At 53.9% G+C, this 20,860-nt stretch carries 18 protein-coding genes, 1 pseudogene and 1 other annotated feature; of the genes and pseudogenes, 6 read left to right on the top strand and 13 right to left on the bottom strand.

Features of this window, described 5'->3' with window-relative positions; translation table 11 throughout:
* The first annotated feature begins 224 nt into the window (after window positions 1–224).
* Entirely contained in the window at window positions 225–1,409 is a 1,185-nt protein-coding gene (emrD, locus tag OGV67_RS00365) for a multidrug efflux MFS transporter EmrD (protein WP_058668305.1), read from the top strand.
* Here emrD and OGV67_RS00360 read toward each other — a convergent pair.
* Both OGV67_RS00360 and dsdC read right to left on the bottom strand, forming a co-directional pair.
* Entirely contained in the window at window positions 1,336–2,385 is a 1,050-nt protein-coding gene (locus tag OGV67_RS00360) for a cellulase family glycosylhydrolase (RefSeq protein WP_181899680.1), read from the bottom strand. The genes emrD and OGV67_RS00360 overlap by 74 nt on opposite strands.
* Before the next feature lie 89 nt (window positions 2,386–2,474).
* The gene (gene dsdC / locus OGV67_RS00355) at window positions 2,475–3,401 is read right to left on the bottom strand and encodes a DNA-binding transcriptional regulator DsdC (RefSeq protein WP_024130072.1); all 927 of its coding nucleotides are present in this window, start codon (window positions 3,399–3,401) and stop codon (window positions 2,475–2,477) included.
* A 227-nt stretch (window positions 3,402–3,628) separates the two neighbouring features.
* On the opposite strand from dsdC, the gene dsdX reads away from it, so the two are divergent.
* Together dsdX and dsdA are read left to right on the top strand one after the other, a co-directional pair.
* The gene (gene dsdX, locus OGV67_RS00350; RefSeq protein ID WP_047460149.1) at window positions 3,629–4,966 is read left to right on the top strand and encodes a D-serine transporter DsdX; all 1,338 of its coding nucleotides are present in this window, start codon (window positions 3,629–3,631) and stop codon (window positions 4,964–4,966) included.
* A gap of 17 nt (window positions 4,967–4,983) precedes the next feature.
* Window positions 4,984–6,312, top strand: coding sequence for a D-serine ammonia-lyase (dsdA, locus tag OGV67_RS00345; protein WP_115608682.1), 1,329 nt, complete (start codon window positions 4,984–4,986; stop codon window positions 6,310–6,312).
* A gap of 12 nt (window positions 6,313–6,324) precedes the next feature.
* On the opposite strand, the gene OGV67_RS00340 is transcribed toward dsdA, so the two are convergent.
* The 5 genes from OGV67_RS00340 to OGV67_RS00320 all read right to left on the bottom strand — a co-directional run bounded on the left by OGV67_RS00340 (window position 6,325) and on the right by OGV67_RS00320 (window position 11,431).
* On the bottom strand, window positions 6,325–7,437 hold the full coding sequence (locus OGV67_RS00340) for an anaerobic sulfatase maturase (protein ID WP_181899679.1): 1,113 nt from the start codon (window positions 7,435–7,437) through the stop codon (window positions 6,325–6,327).
* On the bottom strand, window positions 7,434–7,796 hold the full coding sequence (locus OGV67_RS00335) for a DUF202 domain-containing protein (protein WP_012000783.1): 363 nt from the start codon (window positions 7,794–7,796) through the stop codon (window positions 7,434–7,436). The genes OGV67_RS00340 and OGV67_RS00335 overlap by 4 nt, the downstream gene beginning before the upstream one ends.
* A complete protein-coding gene (locus OGV67_RS00330; protein ID WP_012000784.1) occupies window positions 7,786–8,133 on the bottom strand; it encodes a YidH family protein in 348 nt (115 codons plus the stop codon). Before OGV67_RS00330 ends, OGV67_RS00335 begins: the two co-directional genes overlap by 11 nt.
* A gap of 92 nt (window positions 8,134–8,225) precedes the next feature.
* The gene (locus OGV67_RS00325; RefSeq protein WP_115614290.1) at window positions 8,226–9,719 is read right to left on the bottom strand and encodes a sulfatase-like hydrolase/transferase; all 1,494 of its coding nucleotides are present in this window, start codon (window positions 9,717–9,719) and stop codon (window positions 8,226–8,228) included.
* Window positions 9,716–11,431 carry a solute:sodium symporter family transporter gene (locus tag OGV67_RS00320; RefSeq protein ID WP_024130074.1) on the bottom strand — a complete coding sequence of 572 codons (1,716 nt, stop codon included), beginning with the start codon at window positions 11,429–11,431 and terminating at the stop codon, window positions 9,716–9,718. The genes OGV67_RS00325 and OGV67_RS00320 overlap by 4 nt, the downstream gene beginning before the upstream one ends.
* Before the next feature lie 167 nt (window positions 11,432–11,598).
* On the opposite strand from OGV67_RS00320, the gene OGV67_RS00315 reads away from it, so the two are divergent.
* Window positions 11,599–12,492: a helix-turn-helix transcriptional regulator gene (locus OGV67_RS00315; protein ID WP_115614289.1), complete on the top strand. Its 894-nt coding sequence runs from the start codon at window positions 11,599–11,601 to the stop codon at window positions 12,490–12,492.
* Here OGV67_RS00315 and OGV67_RS00310 read toward each other — a convergent pair.
* Entirely contained in the window at window positions 12,489–13,811 is a 1,323-nt protein-coding gene (locus OGV67_RS00310) for a 6-phospho-alpha-glucosidase (RefSeq protein WP_286464835.1), read from the bottom strand. The genes OGV67_RS00315 and OGV67_RS00310 overlap by 4 nt on opposite strands.
* A pseudogene (locus tag OGV67_RS00305) lies at window positions 13,808–15,425 on the bottom strand (alpha-glucoside-specific PTS transporter subunit IIBC). The gene OGV67_RS00310 and the pseudogene OGV67_RS00305 overlap by 4 nt, the downstream one beginning before the upstream one ends.
* 222 nt (window positions 15,426–15,647) lie before the next feature.
* Between OGV67_RS00305 and OGV67_RS00300 the strand changes: the two are divergent.
* Window positions 15,648–16,370 carry a GntR family transcriptional regulator gene (locus tag OGV67_RS00300; protein ID WP_286464834.1) on the top strand — a complete coding sequence of 241 codons (723 nt, stop codon included), beginning with the start codon at window positions 15,648–15,650 and terminating at the stop codon, window positions 16,368–16,370.
* Here the strand turns inward: OGV67_RS00300 and OGV67_RS00295 are convergent.
* The 4 genes from OGV67_RS00295 to ibpA form a co-directional block, all read right to left on the bottom strand.
* Complete coding sequence (locus tag OGV67_RS00295; RefSeq protein ID WP_286464832.1) at window positions 16,367–18,028, bottom strand: putative transporter; 1,662 nt, start codon at window positions 18,026–18,028, stop codon at window positions 16,367–16,369. The genes OGV67_RS00300 and OGV67_RS00295 overlap by 4 nt on opposite strands.
* A 124-nt stretch (window positions 18,029–18,152) precedes the next feature.
* On the bottom strand, window positions 18,153–18,968 hold the full coding sequence (dinD, locus tag OGV67_RS00290) for a DNA damage-inducible protein D (RefSeq protein WP_115614286.1): 816 nt from the start codon (window positions 18,966–18,968) through the stop codon (window positions 18,153–18,155).
* Window positions 18,969–19,138: 170 nt separating this feature from the next.
* Window positions 19,139–19,567, bottom strand: a complete 429-nt coding sequence (gene ibpB, locus OGV67_RS00285) for a small heat shock chaperone IbpB (protein ID WP_047460126.1) — start codon at window positions 19,565–19,567, stop codon at window positions 19,139–19,141.
* A gap of 240 nt (window positions 19,568–19,807) precedes the next feature.
* Complete coding sequence (gene ibpA, locus OGV67_RS00280; RefSeq protein ID WP_006687722.1) at window positions 19,808–20,221, bottom strand: small heat shock chaperone IbpA; 414 nt, start codon at window positions 20,219–20,221, stop codon at window positions 19,808–19,810.
* Window positions 20,215–20,287, bottom strand: a sequence feature (ROSE (Repression Of Heat Shock gene Expression) occurs in the 5'-region of heat shock genes and acts as an RNA thermometer to modulate expression.). Its footprint overlaps the gene before it by 7 nt.
* A gap of 240 nt (window positions 20,288–20,527) precedes the next feature.
* On the opposite strand from ibpA, the gene OGV67_RS00275 reads away from it, so the two are divergent.
* Window positions 20,528–20,860: a YceK/YidQ family lipoprotein gene (locus OGV67_RS00275; protein WP_012000796.1), complete on the top strand. Its 333-nt coding sequence runs from the start codon at window positions 20,528–20,530 to the stop codon at window positions 20,858–20,860.

The raw sequence follows: 20,860 nt of genomic DNA, 5'->3' as shown, positions 1-20,860 counted from the left end.
TATCCGGCCTACGGGAGCCGCCGGGCACCATCAAACTGCGGTAAAATAATCTCTCGGCAACAATTGTTGCCGCTTTTTGTTTACATATCCTGCCGTTCGGCTCCCACGCTATTCCCGCCGTGAATATGGCCTTCTTTTTTTAGTGTGGTAGATTCCACTCGCATTTATGGGAATGCGTAGCACCTTATTCTTATTTTTTTCTTTTTTTAAAAGTAATCAGCGAAATGAAAAGGCAGAGAAGCGTCAATTTGTTGTTGATGTTGGTATTACTGGTGGCCGTCGGGCAGATGGCGCAAACCATTTATATCCCCGCCATTGCCGATATGGCGCGTGAACTGAACGTTCGTGAAGGGGCAGTACAGAGCGTCATGGCCGCTTACCTGCTCACCTACGGCGTATCACAACTGTTTTACGGCCCGCTTTCCGATCGGGTAGGGCGCCGCCCGGTAATCCTCGTCGGGATGTCCATTTTTATGCTGGCTACGCTGGTCGCGATTACCACCCACAGCCTGACGGTATTGATTGCCGCCAGCGCGTTGCAGGGCATGGGCACCGGCGTCGGCGGCGTGATGGCGCGTACGCTGCCGCGCGATCTGTATGAAGGCACGCAGTTACGCCACGCTAACAGCCTGCTGAATATGGGGATTCTGGTGAGTCCGTTGCTGGCGCCGCTGATTGGCGGACTGCTGGATACCGTCTGGAACTGGCGCGCCTGTTACGTTTTCCTGTTGGTTCTCTGCGCAGGCGTTACCTTCAGTATGGCGCGCTGGATGCCGGAGACGCGCCCCACAGGCGCACCACGTACCCGCCTGATCGCCAGCTATAAAACATTATTCGGCAACGGCGCATTTACCTGTTATCTGCTGATGCTGATTGGTGGACTGGCGGGAATCGCCGTCTTTGAAGCCTGCTCCGGCGTGCTGATGGGAGCGGTGCTGGGTCTGAGCAGCATGGTGGTAAGCATCCTGTTTATTCTGCCAATTCCGGCGGCGTTTTTCGGCGCGTGGTTTGCGGGTCGCCCGAATAAGCGCTTCGCAACGCTGATGTGGCAGTCGGTATTCAGTTGCCTGTTGGCGGGCGTCATGATGTGGGTTCCAGGTCTGTTTGGCGTGATGAACGTCTGGACGCTGCTGATCCCCGCCGCGCTGTTCTTCTTCGGCGCCGGAATGCTGTTCCCACTGGCGACCAGCGGCGCGATGGAACCTTTCCCGTTCCTTGCCGGAACGGCTGGCGCGCTGGTGGGCGGCCTGCAAAACATCGGCTCCGGCGTGCTGGCGTGGCTCTCCGCGATGCTGCCGCAAACCGGGCAGGGTAGCCTCGGCTTTTTGATGACGCTTATGGGGCTGCTGATTTTACTGTGCTGGCTGCCGCTGGCGTCGCGTGTGCCGCATCAGGGGCAGACGATTTAATCGAATGATGGCCCGGTTTCCCGCCGGGCTTTTCACATACCGGCGAGATCATCGTGGTCAGGAGCGGCTCCAGCGCCGGGCGCCACGCCCCTTCTTCCCCGTCATAAAACTGCGTATCCGCGTTAATCGCATACGGAATATTCACCCTTTGCAACTCGCACGCCATAAATCGGGCAAACGCGAGCTGCGAAGCGGAAGGGCTATTTTTGATTGATTCGCCCGGCGCCCAGCCGCCAACCCAACTGACATGGCCGGTTTTTTGCTGCCAGCGCGCGGCGGCGTTAATTCGCGCGCGAATCGCCGCCGTGCCCGACGTCCACGGGTATTTACCGTTATTTTTCAACGGCCCCCACGGAAAGATATGCCACTCCGCCAGCACGTAATTCTGGCTTTGCGGGGGCAGTTTTAGGGCCGACAACGCTTCCGGCGCGGCGCGCAAACGAGGCGCGACAAAAATCATGCGTTGGGGGTCAATCGCGTGAAGGGTGCGGATGGTTTTGTCATATACCCGGTTCAGGGAAGCCTGGCTGTGGTTGAGTTTCTCCGCCGGTTCATAAATCAGGTCAAACCCCAGCAGCGGCGAACGTTGCGCAAAATAGTGCGCGACGGCTACCCACCAGTTGATCACCTCTTGTTCATTGCCGGGACTGGGGTCGTTTTTATACTCATCGGCCTGATAAGCAATGATCGGAATCACGCCATACTGCTCACACGCCTCCACCAGTTTTCGCAGGTGGATGAGTCGCGCTTCCGTCGGCTCTCCCGCGACGCGTATGCGCACATGCTTAAATCCCTTCGCCTGAAAATCACGCACCACCAGAGGATCAAACTCCCGGATACCCCGTTCGGTGCGCGCCCAGTCAACGTCCATCCCCACACCAAGCTGCTGCGCATAGCGCGAAGCGGTCAACGGCGGCTGAGCCGCGCACACCGTGGCGCTGACGAGCAGGAAGAGAGAAGCAAGCGGCTTTAACACGATTGTCCTTAAGCAAATCATCAGGAGTCATATCACGTATTTAGCACGCTTTCTGGCTTTACATGCAATAAATCTTCGCGTGGCAAACGCTACGTCGCCTGCTCCTGCAACCAGCCGATAAACGCCTCGATTTTCGGCCACTGTCTGCCAGGCAGCGTGGTCACATAATAGTGCTGGTGGCATTTCAGCGTCATCTCGCCGAAAGGCGCAATCAGTTCGCCGCTATCAAGACGCTTTTGCACCAGCCGTTTACGCCCCATCGCCACGCCGATATGGTTCATTGCCGCAATAACGGCTAAATCGGAACGATCGAAGCCAATGCCCGACGATGTCGGCAGATTCACGCCAAAATGCTGCGCCCAACTGTGCCATTCATCGGTGCCGGAGTCGTTGCTCCATGCCTGTCGGTCATGCAGGAGCGTACAGTGGCGCAGGTTAACCCGCGCATTCGTTAAGTCATGATGACGGGCATATTCGGGGCTGCACACCGGCAGAATGGCCTCATCCATCAGGAAGTGATGCGTCAGCTGCGCCGAGGGCGCATCATCAAAATAGATCGCTAAATCAATCCCTGCCCGCTGGAGATTCACGTTGTCATTACCGGTCAACATGGTCAGCGAGATGGACGGATAGCGGCGAGTAAAATCTCCCAGCGCAGGCACCAGCCAGCACTGAGCAATCGAAGGCCGCGAGTAGACGGTCAGCGTCCCTGACAACTCCTGATTTTTAATATCGAGGATTTCCTGATTCAGCGTATCCAGCGACGATTTCAACGCCCAGAATACCCGCTTGCCCTCATGGGTGAGTTCCACTTTGCGGTGCGAACGGACAAAGAGCTGAATCCCCAGTTCCTCTTCCAGTTGATTGATTCGATGGCTGACCGCGCTGGGACTTAGCGACAGCTCATCCGCCGCCAGCGCAAAAGACTGATGCCTGGCCGCCACTTCAAAGGTGTACAGCTTTGATAATTGCCAGCCGTTGAGTAAACGGTTTCTGCCGTCGCGTAAGGGTTCCATCGCCGCCTCTGTGACCTCTTTTTGGCTTTGCAGTGTAAAAAAATGCGCCTGGAAAATCAGCGTAAAGATGAATCAAAGTGAACCATATCGCATAAACAGACCATTATTGGATGCAAATCACCCTTTTGATTCAATCTGGTTCATGTGAAGGGCAATTTATATCGTTTGTCAGCAAGTGCCGTTTTTTCGTCCAATACGCCTATGTTAATCACAGGGTAAGGTGAGATATGCACTCTCAAATTTGGGTTGTGAGCACACTGCTGGTAAGCATCGTGCTAATCGTGCTGACCATCGTGAAATTCAGATTCCACCCGTTTCTGGCACTGCTGCTGGCCAGTTTCTTTGTGGGCGCGATGATGGGCATGGGGCCGCTGGAGATGGTCAATGCGATTGAAAGCGGTATTGGCGGCACGTTAGGCTTCCTCGCCGCCGTCATCGGTCTCGGAACCATTCTCGGCAAAATGATGGAAGTGTCCGGCGCGGCAGAACGGATCGGCCTGACGCTCCAGCGTTGCCGCTGGCTTTCCGCTGACGTGATCATGGTGCTGGTGGGGCTGATTTGCGGCATCACGCTGTTTGTGGAAGTGGGTGTGGTGCTGCTCATCCCACTGGCATTTTCGATAGCAAAGAAAACCAACACGTCGCTGCTGAAGCTGGCTATTCCGCTGTGTACCGCGCTAATGGCGGTGCATTGCGTGGTGCCGCCGCATCCGGCTGCGCTGTTTGTGGCGAATAAGCTGGGCGCGGATATCGGTTCCGTTATCGTCTACGGTTTGCTGGTTGGGCTGGTGGCGTCGCTGGTCGGCGGGCCGCTATTCCTGAAGTTCCTCGGCAACCGCCTGCCGTTTAAGCCGGTGCCGACGGAGTTTGCGGATCTCGAAGTGCGCGATGAAAATACGCTGCCTTCTTTACGCGCGACGCTGTTTACCGTCCTGCTGCCGATTGGCCTGATGCTGGTAAAAACCGTTGCCGAACTGAATATGACGCAGGGCGGCACGCTGTATACGCTGCTGGAGTTTATCGGCAACCCGATCACCGCAATGTTTATCGCCGTTTTCGTGGCCTATTACATTCTCGGCCTGCGTCAGCATATCGGTATGGGTACGTTGCTGACCCATACCGAAAACGGCTTTGGCTCGATTGCTAACATCCTGCTGATTATCGGTGCAGGCGGCGCGTTCAACGCTATCCTCAAAAGCAGCGGTCTGGCGGATACGCTGGCGGTGATCCTCTCCAATATGCACATGCACCCGATTCTGCTGGCCTGGCTGGTGGCGCTGATTCTGCACGCCGCAGTGGGTTCCGCAACGGTTGCGATGATGGGCGCGACGGCGATTGTCGCGCCGATGCTGCCGCTCTACCCCAACGTCAGCCCGGAGATCATCGCTATTGCCATCGGTTCCGGCGCGATTGGCTGCACGATCGTGACCGACTCCCTCTTCTGGCTGGTGAAGCAATACTGCGGCGCCACCCTGAATGAAACATTTAAGTACTATACAACCGCGACATTTATCGCGTCGGTTGTTGCTCTGGCGGGCACATTCCTGCTTTCCTTTATCATCTAAGCGCAAAGAGACGTATTATGGAAAACGCTAAAATGACTTCACTCATCGCTCAGTATCCTCTGGTAGAGGATCTGATCGCCCTCAAAGAAACGACCTGGTTTAACCCAGGCACCACCTCTCTTGCGGAAGGTTTACCCTATGTTGGTCTGACAGCGCAGGATGTACAGGATGCGCATGCCCGCCTGGCCCGTTTCGCGCCGTATCTGGCAAAAGCCTTCCCGGAAACCGCCGCAACCGGCGGGATTATTGAATCTGAACTGGCGATCATCCCCGCAATGCAGCAGCGGCTGGAAAAAGAGTACGGACAGAAAATCAGCGGCGAGCTTCTGCTGAAAAAAGACAGTCACTTACCGATTTCCGGTTCGATAAAAGCCCGTGGCGGGATTTATGAAGTGCTGGCCCACGCGGAAAAACTGGCGCTGGAGGCGGGTCTGCTGACGACCGAAGATGACTACAGCGTAATGCTTTCACCGGAGTTCAGGCAGTTCTTCAGCCAGTACAGCATTGCCGTGGGTTCAACCGGTAATCTGGGGCTGTCGATTGGCATTATGAGCGCCTGTATCGGCTTTAAGGTGACGGTGCATATGTCCGCCGACGCCCGCGCCTGGAAGAAAGCCAAACTGCGCAGCCACGGCGTAACGGTAGTGGAATACGAAGAGGATTACGGCGTAGCGGTTGAGCAAGGACGCAAAGCGGCACAGTCCGATCCAAACTGTTTCTTCATTGACGATGAAAACTCCCGCACGCTGTTTTTGGGCTATGCGGTGGCCGGGCAACGCCTGAAGGCTCAGTTTGCGCAGCAGGGGCGCGTGGTGGATGCCGACCATCCGCTGTTTGTCTACCTGCCGTGCGGCGTTGGCGGCGGTCCTGGCGGCGTGGCTTTTGGTCTGAAACTGGCATTTGGCGACAACGTCCACTGCTTCTTCGCCGAACCAACCCACTCTCCGTGCATGTTACTGGGCGTGTATACCGGCCTGCATGATGCCATTTCCGTCCAGGAGATTGGCATCGATAACCTGACGGCGGCAGACGGCCTGGCGGTGGGGCGCGCATCCGGGTTTGTAGGGCGGGCAATGGAACGTCTGCTGGACGGGCTGTACACCCTCGACGATCGGACGATGTACGACATGCTGGGTTGGCTGGCGCAGGAAGAAGGCATTCGCCTGGAGCCGTCCGCACTGGCGGGAATGGCCGGGCCGCAGCGTGTTTGCCGTTCGACGGATTACCAGCAGATGCACGCCTTCAGCGCTGAGCAGCTTAATCACGCCACGCATCTGGTGTGGGCGACCGGCGGCGGTATGGTGCCGGAAGAAGAGATGGCGCAGTACCTGGCGAAAGGGCGCTAAACGTCACTGACCTTAACGCAGCATCGCCATCAGCTCCATCGGTGAGCGATGCTGTTTAATCAGATCCCGCATGACGCGCATATGCGGCGACGTGTAGTTAATAAATGCTTTATACCCGCCGCACAGCACGCTTTTCCCGCTTAAATCCCGATGCTTTGGACAATCACCGTTGCAGAATCGCAATAAGGCGCAGTCCAGGCAATCCGCCCCCAGCGTTGATTTTTTCTGCTGTCCAAATTCACTCGCCTGCGGGCTGGCATTCAGCATATGTAGTGGCGTTTGATGGATATTACCCAGCCGGAACGCCGGGTAGACATAGTGATCGCACTGATAGAGATCGCCGTTTGCTTCCAGGGCGAACGCGTGACCGCAGGTTTCGCTAAGCGCGCACATTTGTGCCGGATGCCCACTCCACACGCCCAGCATCGAATCAAACAGTTGTACAAAAACGCGCCCAATATCTTCCCGAACCCAGAGATCAAACACATCATTGAGAAAATGCCCCCAGTCTTCCGACGTCACGGAATCAGCGGTCAGTTTGCCGCGATCGTCACGTTCAACCAACGGAATGAACTGAAGAAAAGGCGTGCCAAGCTGGCGAAGATAGCGATACATACGCGCAGGCTGCTGGCTGTTCAGCCGATTCACCACCACCAGCAGGTTGAAGTCCACGCGATGGGCAACCAGCCTTGCTATCGCTTCCACCACCTTATGATGCGTTGGTTTTCCACTACGGCTAACGCGATAAGCATCATGTAAATCGGCGGGGCCATCCAGTGAGATACCGACCAGCCAGCCATTATCGCGTAAGAATCGGCACCACTCGTCACTGAGTAAAATGCCGTTAGTCTGGAAGGTATTCTGGATGCATTTCCCCTCTCCATAGCGTTTTTGCAACGCGACCACGCGGTGAAAAAAATCGAGTCCACACAGCGTCGGCTCTCCGCCCTGCCAGGCAAACAGCACATCATCAACCGGCTGCGCGGCAATATGCTGGCAAATAAAAGCCTCTAAGGTCGCGTTATCCATAACGGGTTGAGAGGGTTTATCGATATAAAAACAGTAATGGCAATCAAGATTACAACGTGAGCTGGCCGGTTTAGCCATGACCTGACATCCTGTCATGCAACATCCCTAATAAAGACGATAAGTTGACGAATATGCGTTACAGCAAACAGTATTGCGAGGGACAACACCGCGAGAGAGATCAAAAATTTGTCACGCACGGCGCGAGATTCGGAAAAATCACTGTGTGCCACATCCATCAGGTTACGGCTGCGGGTATAGCGCCAGAGGATGAGCGCGACAATCGCCAGCACGCCAATAGAGACCCAGAACAAAAACCCCGCCTGATGCCAGTTATGTTTCAGCGCCAGCGCCATCAATGCGCCATAACCTAACAGGGTACGAAACCAGGCCAGCGACGTGCGCTCCGGCTGTAGACCGGGATCAACCTGACGGCGGGCTTTGCGGCTATCCGGCATACAGCACCAGCGCCATGACAATCACCGCAACAATCATCAGCATCAGGCTGATTATCATCAGGCTATGGGTGTACGGCAGGTCTTCTTTCAGACGCATCGCTTTTTCGTTGCGTAGCCAGCGCAGATAGCCATAAATCGCCAGGCCGCCCGCAAAGAGACACAGCAGCAGCGCCAGCAGTTCGCGAATCACCGGCGTGGCGAAGTCCGGCGCGAGTTGGTCAAGCCCGACGCCCGCCGCCAGAAACCCCAGCGCGGTGCGAATCCACGCCAGAAAGGTACGCTCATTTGCCAGCGAGAAGCGGTAATCCGGCGCTTCTCCGAGGCGGGAAATCTTCATGACGGCTCCTTTAAATTATTGCCGGATGGCGGCGTAAACGCCTTATCCGGCCTACGGTATTGCGCTTTTGTAGCGCCACCGGGCATAACGCATCAAAACTTCTGTTTTTTCTCTTCTACTTTCACGCCTTGCGTGGGCAAACCGGTATCGTAATCACGTACCACCGGAGAATAACCGTCTTGCGGGCGTGGGCGGAATGCCCCCATCCAGCGCGGCCGGGCATCTTTACACCACGGACGCAGGCTCCACTGATACGTACGGAACGGGTCGCGGATTTTATCCATGTAATCCAGCAGCGCGTCGTGCATCTGACTACGAACACCGGCAAATTCCGGCGCAGCAATCAGATTATGCAGTTCATCCGGGTCATTACACCTGTCGTACAGCTCATCGCTGGTAAACAGGTTCAGCACCAGCTTCCAGTTATCCGTCACCCAGCAGCGCACCGGAATAAAGCCGCCAAAGCTGTCATGCTCGATCTCATAGCGGTTGAACTCCACCATCACCCCGCGCGGCTCTTCAACGGCCAGGATGTTTTCACCCGGAAGAATATCGGGCTTATCAATCCCCGCCAGCGCCATCATCGTAGGCAGCAGGTCAATATGGCTGACCGGCGTATCGATCTGCAGCGGCGCTCCCTGCGGCGGGCGCATAATCAGCGGGATGCGGGTAATGTCATCATACATTGCCGCCCCTTTGCTGATGAGTTTGTGCGCCCCCATCATTTCACCGTGATCGGAGGTATAAATCACCCAGGTATTCTCACGTTGTTCCGGGGTTAACGCATTGATCACCCGCCCAATCTGATCGTCAACAAAGTCATTGCAGGCAAAGTAGAGCGGATGATGATAACAGCCATCATCGCCCACCGGGGACGGCATCGCCTGCGCCCATAGCCGATGGTGCTCAGGTTTATTACTCAGCGAATCCTGCGCCTTCGCGCCCAGGTCATAATAAAAATCCTGATACTTCTCCAGATACTCAACCGGACAGGTAAACGGATGATGCGGCTCATCATAAGAGACCACCATCAGGAACGGTTCGTCATCTCTCGCTGGCTGATGGAGAAAATCAACCGCCCGGTTGCTGATGCGATACGCCCAGGTAAAGGTCTCATCAATATTATTGGTCTGCAAATCCTCAATACTGTTCAGTCCGTTACGCCACAGGCTGATTTCATTCTCCGTCAGTTCAGAAAGGTAGTTCGCGCCGTCATACCAGTAGTCGGCATCCCACTCAGGCGGGCACTCGCCGGTGCCAAAGTAATCGTGCCCGTCGAGGTGCCATTTGCCGATATAGCAGGTGTGATAGCCTGCATCCTTAAAATAACGCCCCATCGTGGAGATGTTCTTCCCTGGCGCGACGTTGTTCGTCCACGGGCCGGACTGATTGGCATAAATACCGGTAAAAAGCCCCGCGCGGGCTGGCGTACACACCGGCGAGCAGGTATACGCGGAGTTAAAGCGAATCCCTTCAGCGGCCAGGCTGTCAATATGCTGCGTGTTCAGCGGCTTACCGCTATAGCAGCCCACCATATTGGTCGCCTGTGTATCGGTCATAATGAACAGAAAATTCGGACGGGTCATGCTTTATCCTTAGCGTCAGAAACATAAACCACAGGCGCGGAATGGCGCGTCTGCCATGAGCTGTAAATCAGGTAAACAACCACCGCAGCGGTGATGGCGTAGCTGAGAATGGTCAGCCACCGGGTCTGATAGCCACCGAACTGCGCCAGACCAGAATAGACGCCAATCATCGCGAACAGGACGCCAACGGCGGCGATCTTCACGTTTTTCCACGGTTTCATGTCGACCGCAAACGCATCATGAAATTTAAACGGCGTTGCACGCGGCTTAATCACGCCAATGAGCAGCATCACCACGACGTTGATACAGAAGGTGCAGGCCAGCACATAGAGGAAATGAAAATCAAATTTCACCAGGTAGTTGATGGTGATGTAACTGACAATACCGAGTCCCATTGCGACCTTCGCAGCCAGCGCCGGAATACGTGGAAAGAAGAAGCCCATAATAACAATGGTCACCAACGGCACGTTATAAATCCCGTTGAGCTGTTTCATCCAACTGTAGAGCCCTTGCGGCGCATAGGCGATCCACGGCGCCACCAGCACGGAGATCACGGCCACAATAAAGCCAAAGCGACGACCAACAGTGACCAGTTTATCGGGGCTGGCCTGTTCATTAATCAGTCGGCGATAGATACCGAGGCTAAACAGGGTCGAAGCACTGTTCAAAAAACCGCAGAATGCGCTGATAATCGCGCCAAACAGCACCGCGCTAAAAAAGCCAATCAGCGGCAGCGGCATCACTTTGTTCACCAGCGCCGGGTAGGCCATGTCTGCTTTTGGTAGATCCTGAAAGAGATGAAAAGCGATAACGCCCGGCAGCACCAGAATCAGCGGGTCCAGCATCTTCAACACCGCCGTAAGCAGCGCCCCTTTTTGCCCTTCCGATAAACTTTTTGATGCCAGCGTACGCTGAACGATCCCCTGGTTGGTGCACCAGTAGAACGTATTGACCAGGATAAGCCCGGTCAACGCCGCGCCAATCGGCACCGGGTCGTTGCTGCCGCCAATCGAGTTCAGCATCTGGCTGTGATCCTGGGTTAAACGCGTAATACCTTCGCTCAGACTGCCTTTCCCCATCGCCATCAGACCAAACAGCGGCACCATCAGGCCGCCAATCACCAGGCCGATACCGTTAATCACATCGGCAATGGCAATCGCCCGCATCCCGCCGACGACAGCATACAGGATGCCGCTAATCCCCAGCACGACAGCCATCAGCCAGATCGCCGTATGTTGTGAAATACCAAAGGTTTCAGTGACATGAAACATGCTGTTAAAGGCAAGCGCGCCGGAATACAGAATGATGGGTAAAAAACAGATTCCCGTCGCAATCAAAAAACAGCAATCAATAATGATGCGGGTAGTTTTGTCATAGCGCTCTTCAATAAAATCCGGGATCGTTGCAATGCCGCGTTGCAGATAGCGTGGCAGAAAGATCAGCGCCAGAAAAATAAGCGGAATTGCGGAGATGACTTCCCATGCCATTACCGACATACCGCTGCGGTAAGCCTGGCCGGTTAATCCCACCAGTTGTTCCGTTGAGAGGTTAGTTAACATCAGCGAGGCGGCAATAACCGGCGCTTTTAACGAACGTCCCGCCAGAAAATATCCCTGCTGCGAACCGGTATCCGCTTTTCGTAACTTCCACCAGGTGATAACCGCCACCAGTAGCGTAAAACCAACAAAGCTCAAAATTTGTAGCGTATTCATCTCATAGCCCTTGTTTTTCATTATGTCCCGGCAGCGGTAGGGTCAACACGAGGTAAAGCGTGCCGGGTCAGGCAGTCAGATTTCTTAATTACAAACATCGCCTCCCTGAAGCATTCACTTTCTGTTATGTTCAGGTTGTGGGCATCATTCTCCGGCGAGAAAATAAAATGAATGGAAACTTGCTAAGTTCGCATGTAAAAAACGAAACTACGTACAATATTCCCCTGCTGATTAATGAAAATGTGATCTCCAGCGGAATTTCATTGATCTCGCTGTGGCATACCTACGCTGACGAAAATTACCGTGTTATATGGCCGCGAGATAAGAAAAAGCCGCTAATTGCCAATTCGTGGGTCGCGGTCTATACCGTACAGGGGTGCGGGAAAATCCTGCTGAAAGACGGCGAGCAAATTACATTAAACGGCAACTGCATTATCTTTTTAAAACCCACTGATATACAGTCTTACCATTGCGAAGGTTTATTGTGGGAGCAATACTGGATGGAGTTTACCCCAACCAGTATTATGGATATTCCTATCCGACAACAAAGCGTTATTTATAACGGTGACGTTTATAATCAGGAACTGGCCGAAGTTTCACAATTAATTACCAGCCCGGAACCGATTAAAAATAATCTCGCCGTCGCGTTTCTCACGAAAATTATTTATCAGTGGATTTGTCTTATTGACTCAAACGGGAAAAAAGACCCACAACGCATACAGGTTGAAAAGTTAATTGCAGCGTTACATGCCAGCCTGCAACGCCGCTGGAGCGTGGCGGATATGGCGGCCACGATCCCCTGTAGCGAAGCCTGGCTGCGTCGTCTGTTTTTACGCTATACCGGGAAAACACCGAAAGAATATTATCTGGACGCCCGACTGGAACTGGCATTATCGCTGTTAAAACAGGAAGGGAATTCGGTGGGTCAGGTAGCGGATATGCTCAACTTCTTTGACTCATTTCATTTCAGCAAAGCATTTAAGCATAAATTTGGCTACGCGCCGTCGGCGGTGTTGAAACATCCTGACCGGCACCCGCTGGATGCCGGTCAACAAGATTAGTGCAGTTCAGGCCAGTATTCTTTGTTGGCTTCAATCAGATCATCAAGAATCGCTTTGGCGACAGACGCGCTCGGCACGGTTTTGGAGAGCGTAATCGCCTGCCACAGACGCTGATAGGAGCGATGCTCCCAGGCATCGACCACCAGTTTCTCGACGGCCACCTGCTGGCTCATCAGCCCTTTCTGGAACTGCGGAATATCGCCAACCGTCAGAGGTTCCGGCCAGTTATGCCCCACCAGGCAAGGGATCTCCACCATCGCTTCATCATCAAAGTTATGAATCGCCCCGTTGTTTGGCACAATCAGCAGCATCCGTTCCTGCGTATTAAAGGCGATTGCCGTTGCCAGATCGACGATATAAGACGCGTGTTCATCAATTTCCAGCTCGCCAGCGGAGGAGTGGCCTGCTTCAATAATCGCGCGGCAGGAGCCAAATACCTGTTTTTCACGGTGATCCATCACCTCATTAGCACGCGTGCGCGCCGGGTTCGAGTGCTGCACCACATAGTCCGGGAACAGATAGTATTTCAGATAGGTATTCGGCATGGTGTCCGGGTCCAGCGCCTGCACATCCTTCGCTTTGGCGAACGTATCATTCCAGCTCGCTTCAGTATGCGGATCGTTAGATGGCGGAACATAACCGTGTTTCGCGACGTATTCCCGCAGTTTCGGCATCAGGTCGTTACCCTGCAAGTCCTCAATCGACGTCCACCAGCCAAAGTGGTTCAGCCCGTAATAACGCACGCGCATTTGCTTACGATCTTGCAGGCCGACAATCTGCGCCATCCGCCCTTCAATGCCGATCGGCATATCACAGATATTGAGGATTTTGGCGTTCGGGCGCAGACGGCGCGTCGCCTCGGCCACTATCGCCGCCGGGTTGGAGTAGTTCAGCATCCACGCGTTTGGGGAGTATTTCTCCATGTAATCCACCAGCTCCAGCACGCCGCCAATAGAACGCATCCCATACGCAATCCCGCCCGGGCCACAGGTTTCCTGGCCTAATACGCCGTGGCGCAGCGGGATTTTTTCGTCTTTTTCCCGCATAGGGTATTTGCCCACGCGGATATGCGCCATCACGAAATCAACATCGGTAAACGCTGCTTCGGGATCGGTGGTGTAACTAAACTCAATCTCCGGCGCCTGCTCTTTAAGGATGATTTTGCACGCTTCGGCAATCACTTCCTGGCGAGCGCCGTCGTTGTCATAGAATTTCAGCGCGCGAAGCGGAAAACGGTCCTGGTTTGCCAGCAACATCAATACGATGCCCGGCGTAAATGTGCTGCCGCCGCCTGCGATAACCACTGAGAATTTTTTCATGATACTGCCTCCGTCATGGGGATTTGTTCGGTCGATAAGGGGGATTTCATTAGCGTTTCAAGCTGGTCACGCACCTGGGGCACATGCAGGCCGACAATCACCTGGATGCCATTGCCACGGCGAACCACGCCGTGCGCGCCCAGCGCTTTAAAGACGTCATCACTCTGGGTCTGCGCCATATCGTGGAGCGCGATACGTAAGCGCGTGGCGCAGTTATTAATGCTTTCGATATTGCCCGCACCGCCCAGCGCCTGAAGGAACCCGGCTGCCTGCCCAAGTTTTGCGTCCGGCGCGGGCGCCGTTGTCTGTCCACGCGCGGCCTTGTAATCCGCTTTGCTGTAGAGTCTGACTTCACTCTCTTCACGACCCGGCGTTTTCAGGTTGAAGCGCAGGATCAGGGTGCGGAAAACCACAAAATAGAGGGCGGTGAATGCCAGCCCGATGCCTATCTGGGTAAACATCATTCCGGCATGGTTGTGGAACATCGGGATCCAGTTTTGCGGTAAGAACTGATCCAGCAGTCCGCCGCCCATATTTCCTCACGCCGCAGATATACATCACCGTCGCCATTGAGGCCGCCAGCACCGCGTGTACGGCAAACAGCAGCGGAGAGATAAACAGGAAAGTGAATTCCAGCGGTTCCGTAATGCCCACCAGTACAGCGGTTAACGTGGCGGGGATCAGCAAACCGGCGACCTTCACCCGGTTTTCTGGCGATGCGGTGTAATAGAGCGCCAGCGCAATCCCGACGGAGCCAAAGATTTTTGAGTTACCGTGTAGGGCAAAACCGCCTTCCGGGAATAACGTCTTCAGCGATTCCGTGCTCTGGCTGAACGCCTGCATATGTTGCGCCCAGTAAACCTGAATGCCACCTTCTACCGCCGCCGGGCCAAAAATGAAGGGGCCATAGACGAAGTGGTGCAGCCCTGTCGGGATCAGAATACGTTCGAGGAAGGTGTAGACCCACACGCCCAGCGCGCCCGCTGAACGCAGGAAAGCCTGTAGGGATTCAATGCCCATCTGCACTTTTGGCCAGCCGAGCAGCGTCAGCCAGGCGCAGGGAATCATCACCAGGAACGCGATAATCACCACAAACGACGTGCCCTGAAAAATACCGAGGAACACGGGCAACGGCTTATCGAAATAGCGGTTGTGCAGCGCGGTGACGATGCCCGAAATCATAATGGCGCCGATAATGCTGGTATCGAGCGTTTTTATTCCGGCCATCATCGTCAGACCGCTGCCTGCCGTCGGGTCTACGCTGAAGTCCACGCCGAAGAAATGCCCCCAGGTCATGCCCATGGCATTAATGAAATAGTTCCATGTCAGGAAGCTGACCAGCACCGCCAGACAAGCTCGGCCTTGCGCCTGTTTAGCCAGGCCAATCGGCAAGCCGACGGCAAAAATCAGCGGCATATTACGGAAAACCGTCCAGCCGCCCTCTTCAATAATATGAACGATTTGCGCGAATAAACTGTTGGGATCGGTCAGCGCTTCGCCAACAAAAAGCGGGTTGCGCAGCATGATGGCGATACCCACGACAATACCGGCGAACGGGAACAGCAGTACCGGGGTAAACATAGCGCCGCCAAAGCGTTGTATTTGACTGAGCATTTTTACATCCTCATATAACAACCAGTAGGGAGAGGCCTTTTTTGTAGTGATTGCTGGCCTGATACGAGAATAGGTAGTTGCGATTCTGAGAACATGACGCGCCGCTTCGATTCGTGATCGCATTCATGGTTTTAATTCAGTCAATGATGTCTACTTTTTACATAAAAGTTAGACATCAAAAGGTTCGTAGCGCGGAAATTAAAGGGAAAAAGAGGTCTGGTAGTGATCTACAAATCGATAGCGGAACGACTAAGAATCCGGCTCAACTCATCTGATTACAACATCGGTAGCCCGTTGCCTGGTGAAAAAAAGCTGGCGGAAGAGTTTACTGTGTCACGAATGACCATCCGCAAAGCCGTCGATATGCTGGTGGGATGGGGACTGGTGGTGCGGCGGCACGGGAGCGGCACATACGTGGCGCGTAAAGACGTTCATCATGAAACCACCAACCTGACCGGACTGGCGGAAGTGCTGCGGCGTCAGGGAAAAGAGGTCACCAGCCAAGTGCTGGTATTTGAAGTGATGCCTGCGCCCCCCGCCATTGCCAGCCAGTTGCGGATTCAGATCAACGAACGTATCTACTTTTCCCGCCGCGTGCGCTATGTGGATGGCAAACCGCTGATGCTGGAGGACAGCTATATGCCCGTCAGGCTGTTCCGTAACCTCTCGCTGATCCACCTGGAAGGGTCGAAATTTGATTATATTGAGAAAGAGTGCGGCATCACCATCAGTGGCAACTATGAAAGCCTGACGCCCGTACTGGCCGATAAACAGCTCTCCGCGCAAATGAACGTCCCCGAGCAAACGCCGCTACTGCGGATCACATCACTTTCTTATAGCGACAGCGGGGAGTTTTTGAATTATTCGGTCATGTTCAGAAATGCCAGCGAATACCAGGTGGACTACCATTTACGGCGCGTCCACCCGGATGCAAACCTGACCTAGCCTAACCCCCAGAAAAGCACCGCCAGCAGTTGTGGGGTGATAATCCGCAAGAACATTACCAGTGGATAAACGGTGGCGTAGGAGAGCGCCGCCGCGCCGCTGGTGGCATGCAGGTTGTTAGCGAACGCCAGTGCAGGCGGATCGGTCATTGACCCCGCCAGCATCCCGCATAGCGTCAGGTAGTTCATTTTGGCAAAGATACGTGCCAGAAGACCGACGGTAATCAGCGGAATGGCAGTAATAAAGATGCCGTAACCAATCCAGCTCAGACCATTACCCTGAGTCAACGTATCAATAAAGTCACCGCCAGATTTCAGCCCGACCACCGCGAGAAACAGCACGATCCCCAGCTCACGCAGCGCCAGGTTGGCGCTTGGCGGCATAAACCAGTACAGCTTGCCAATGCTGCCGATACGTCCCAGAATCAGCGCCATGATCAGCGGCCCGCCCGCCAGTCCCAGCTTTAACGCTACCGGGAATCCAGGGACAAACAACGGAATCGACCCCAACAGCACGCCCAGACCAATACCGATAAACACCGGTAACATCTGCACCTGTTGCAGCTTTTGCTGGGCGTTACCCACAACATTAGCCACCGCATCAATTGAAGAGGGACGGCCAACCAGATTGAGGATGTCACCGAATTGCAGGCTGGCGTCGCTACTGGCCACCAGCTCTACGCCCGCACGGTTCAGACGGGAGATCACCACGTCATAGCGCTCTTTAAAATGGAGGTCGCGAATGCGTTTTCCGAGCACCTTTTCGTTAGTGACCACGACGCGTTCAACGCGCAAATCCGTCCCTCGCGTTGAGAGCGAGGTGTCCACCTCCTGACCAATGACCAGCTGCGCGTTATGCAGATCGGCGGGCTGTCCCACCAGATGCAGCAAGTCGCCCGACTGGATGATCGTTCCCGGTGAAGGCACCATCAGCGTCTCGTCGCGTTTCAGACGCGAACAGATGATTTTATCGCTGTTCAGGATAGGCACATCCTGGATCGCCATATTGTTGAGATTCGGGTTCTCAACACGGATATTCATGGTCTGGATTAACGAGTGTCCATTGCTAAGCGTGTCTTCATGCTGCTTCGCCTCCGCCTCCATGTTGACGCGAAAAATCATCCGCATCAGCCACATGGTGAGCAAAATACCGCAAATCCCGAAAGGATAGGCCATCGCATAGCTCATCCCCATCTGATCCACCGCTTCCATTGGCGTTCCCAGATCGCGCAGAATTTGCTGCCCTGCCCCCAGCGCTGGCGTATTGGTGACCGTGCCGGAGAAAATCCCCAGCACCACCGGTAGCGGGATAGCGAAGATTTTATGCAGAATGGCGGTAACCAGCCCACCGATAATGACAATCAGGATGGCAAAGAGATTAAGGCGCAACCCTGAGACGCGCAGAGAGGCAAAGAACCCCGGCCCCACCTGGATACCAATGGTGTAAACGAAGAGTATCAGGCCGAATTCCTGGATAAAGTGCAGCATGTCACTGCTCAGCGTCATCCCGGCCTGATCGACAAAGTGGCCGACGATAATCCCGCCGAACAGTACGCCGCCAATGCCAAAACCGACACCCCGCACCTTGATATTGCCGATCCACAACCCGACAACCGCCACCAACGCCAGAACGCTGACCGTCAATGCTATATCACTCATCTTCTTTTCCCTGTGAATAACATTTCAATTTACGTGGATTATGACTGAACCGTTCAGGCATATATGCAGCATGGCGCACATTATCACGTTACAACGTCCCTGAGATGCCCGTCGCAAGGGCGTTTCAGGTCTTTTTCTTAATAGAAATCTGAAGTTGCTGAATGCTTTTTTCTGGTAAAGGCAGCGCTTCAGGCATTGTTCCCCCCAGATCCTCGATGGTCTGGCGGACTTTACGCCCGACATTGTAATGCGTTTGGTTGGCCTGCTGCTTCGTATTAACAGAATCCCTACGCAGCTTTTCTTCCGTTTGAGTCGCCCGAAAAAGGTTCGCCGCCAGTTCAGTTGAGCCCATATGGTCGAGTATTTTTTGGTTTTTCTTCAATCCCTTACGTTCATGGATGGCTCGCTGATCCAAACCACCATACAGCCCCTTGTAGCCATGGTTCTGGAAGATAGCAAAGTCAAAAGTGGTCTCGACACCAGCCTGCTGAGCAGTTTCAACCAGATGCTTATTATGTTCTTTCAGTTCATTGCGTAAAAACAGGCGCTTTTCATCTTCGCGCAAGGACTTAAAAGCGGCATCATCGGCCAATTCCTGGCGTCGGGTTTGAATGGCAAAGTACGTTTGCCCTGCCGCAATGACGGGTTTTGAAGGGTCCCCATTCTGAACGACCAGATAGCAGGCGTAGCGGGATAACTTCATATCTTTCAGTTCCCGACACGCACCGGAACCAATCCGTACCATAGCGAGGAGCTCCTCGAAATGGTCGCAGGCTAACTGGCCGCTGGTACGGCATGATTCCACAGCTTTTTTCAGCACGGGTACAAAATGTCGATACTCTGAATATTCAAGAGCCTTAGCCAGTGCGCGCGCTGACCAAAACTCAATACCCTGATCATCAAGCTGTTTCATTACTTCAAATGGTTGATGCTCACTCATAAAAACATTCCTTCGTTAAAGAGCTTTTGTACTGGATATTCTTACAGTAAAACATCTATTACAACAACGTGATTTAGTGTGCTTTCACGCACAAAAATGCCCCGTCATTGCTGGCGGGGCGATTTGCCGGATGGCGGCTACGCCTTATCCGGCCTACAGGTAGTCCTGGATTAGCTATTTAACGCGGGACGTTCGCTAATGGCGATACGCTGCGGAGCGATGGTTTCCGGCTCGTTGCGGGTTAAATCAATGTGCAATAACCCATTGGTGAAGGTCGCGCCGCTGACCTCCATATTTTCTGCCAGAGTAAAACTCAGACTGAATGGCTGTGTCACCAGCCCCTGATGCAACCATTTGGTTTCTTTTTCCGGCTGCGCTGGCGTGCCTTTTACGGTCAGGCGCGTGCCTTCCAGTTGAATATCCAGATCTTCCTGACGGAAACCGGCTAACGCGAGGGTAATGCGGTAGTGGTTGTCATCGCTTTTTTCAATGTTATAGGGCGGGAAGCTCTGGCTTTCGCCGGTGTTTTGCAGGGCGTTGGCCAGTTTGTCAAAACCGATCCATTGACGCAGCAGTGGGGATAAATCGTAATTACGCATGATAATCATCTCCTTCTAAGAAGCGAGTAATACCCGTCATACTTCACGCCGCAGATGCGTTGTCTGCGCTCGCTCACCCCAGTCACGTACTTTTGTACGCTCCCGGGGATTTGCTTGCTTGCCGCCTTCCTGCGACGCAAATTATTTAGGGTATATTATTGCCAGCGAATCCTCAGATTCGCATATGCTCCCTGACGGCGAGCACGGGGATAACAGGCCGCCAACGGCGACCTGACTGAATCAGTTAATTTCGATACGGCGCGGTTTGTTCGCTTCTGGAATCACGCGCTCCAGGTCGATATACAGCAGACCATTCACCAGGTTAGCGCCGCGAACATGAATGTTCTCTGCTAACTGGAATTTGCGTTCAAAGTTACGCTCTGCGATGCCCTGGTAGAGATAGGTACGTTCTTTTTGCTCATCCGCATGAGCGCCTTTTACCACCAGCAGATTATCCTGAGCAGTAATTTCCAGTTCGCTTTCCGCAAAGCCTGCAACGGCAATCGCAATGCGGTAATGGTTTTCATCCACCAGTTCGACGTTATACGGAGGATAACCGCCATTACTCTGGCTCTGGTTGTTTTCTAAAAGGTTAAACAGACGATCAAAACCAATGGCAGAACGGTACAGCGGGGATAAGTCAAAGTTACGCATAATGAATAGCTCCTGAAATCAGCGAGAATAGTGGACCTTCCATCATGGACAGGTCAGGTAGCCAGAACACCCATCAGGCGTGCTCTTTATTTGCCTACACCCTAAAAATGGGTCTGGAAATGAACTTTTCAAGCGCTTGCAGGGGACTTTTTTTGCAGTTTGTTGTCTATCGCATAGACTGGGTGAACAGCACACATTGTTAAAGTGCGATAAGCGCCACAGTGCAACGTGATGGTGATGTTATTTTTCGCGACGGATCGCTATAACTCATCATGCAAACACCGATAATCAACAGATGAATAAATCATGATAAAAAATGTGTTGTTAACGCTGATGATGTGCAGTGGATTGGTTTTACTGGGTGGCTGCTCCAGCGTAATGTCACATACCGGCGGCAAAGAGGGGACCTACCCCGGCACACGCGCCAGCGCCGAAATGATCGGCAGCAGTGATACAAACTGGGGCACCAAATCGCTGGCAATCCTGGATATGCCCTTTACCGCCGTCATGGATACGATACTCTTGCCGTGGGACTTCTTCCGCACAGACAGCTCAGTGAAGTCGCGAGTGGAAAAGAGCGAGGAGAAAACAAAGATGACCAACGCCGTTATCCCCCCGGCAAGAATGCCCGCTCACTGA

The organism is Citrobacter sp. CK188 (assembly GCF_030333525.1).
GTDB lineage: Bacteria > Pseudomonadota > Gammaproteobacteria > Enterobacterales > Enterobacteriaceae > Citrobacter_B > Citrobacter_B koseri.
Note: the sequence above shows the minus strand (reverse complement) of the source record. Positions and strands in the feature narration are given on the sequence as shown.

Coding starts and splice junctions, on each gene's coding strand:
- OGV67_RS00340 (WP_181899679.1), bottom strand. CDS start 7,437: ATGACAGGATGTCAGGTCATGGCTAAACCGGCCAGCTCACGTTGTAAT.
- OGV67_RS00295 (WP_286464832.1), bottom strand. CDS start 18,028: ATGAGTGATATAGCATTGACGGTCAGCGTTCTGGCGTTGGTGGCGGTT.
- OGV67_RS00325 (WP_115614290.1), bottom strand. CDS start 9,719: ATGACCCGTCCGAATTTTCTGTTCATTATGACCGATACACAGGCGACC.
- OGV67_RS00320 (WP_024130074.1), bottom strand. CDS start 11,431: ATGAATACGCTACAAATTTTGAGCTTTGTTGGTTTTACGCTACTGGTG.
- dsdA (WP_115608682.1), top strand. CDS start 4,984: ATGGAAAACGCTAAAATGACTTCACTCATCGCTCAGTATCCTCTGGTA.
- OGV67_RS00315 (WP_115614289.1), top strand. CDS start 11,599: ATGAATGGAAACTTGCTAAGTTCGCATGTAAAAAACGAAACTACGTAC.
- OGV67_RS00275 (WP_012000796.1), top strand. CDS start 20,528: ATGATAAAAAATGTGTTGTTAACGCTGATGATGTGCAGTGGATTGGTT.
- dsdX (WP_047460149.1), top strand. CDS start 3,629: ATGCACTCTCAAATTTGGGTTGTGAGCACACTGCTGGTAAGCATCGTG.
- emrD (WP_058668305.1), top strand. CDS start 225: ATGAAAAGGCAGAGAAGCGTCAATTTGTTGTTGATGTTGGTATTACTG.
- OGV67_RS00310 (WP_286464835.1), bottom strand. CDS start 13,811: ATGAAAAAATTCTCAGTGGTTATCGCAGGCGGCGGCAGCACATTTACG.
- dsdC (WP_024130072.1), bottom strand. CDS start 3,401: ATGGAACCCTTACGCGACGGCAGAAACCGTTTACTCAACGGCTGGCAA.
- dinD (WP_115614286.1), bottom strand. CDS start 18,968: ATGAGTGAGCATCAACCATTTGAAGTAATGAAACAGCTTGATGATCAG.
- OGV67_RS00330 (WP_012000784.1), bottom strand. CDS start 8,133: ATGAAGATTTCCCGCCTCGGAGAAGCGCCGGATTACCGCTTCTCGCTG.
- ibpB (WP_047460126.1), bottom strand. CDS start 19,567: ATGCGTAATTACGATTTATCCCCACTGCTGCGTCAATGGATCGGTTTT.
- OGV67_RS00335 (WP_012000783.1), bottom strand. CDS start 7,796: ATGCCGGATAGCCGCAAAGCCCGCCGTCAGGTTGATCCCGGTCTACAG.
- ibpA (WP_006687722.1), bottom strand. CDS start 20,221: ATGCGTAACTTTGACTTATCCCCGCTGTACCGTTCTGCCATTGGTTTT.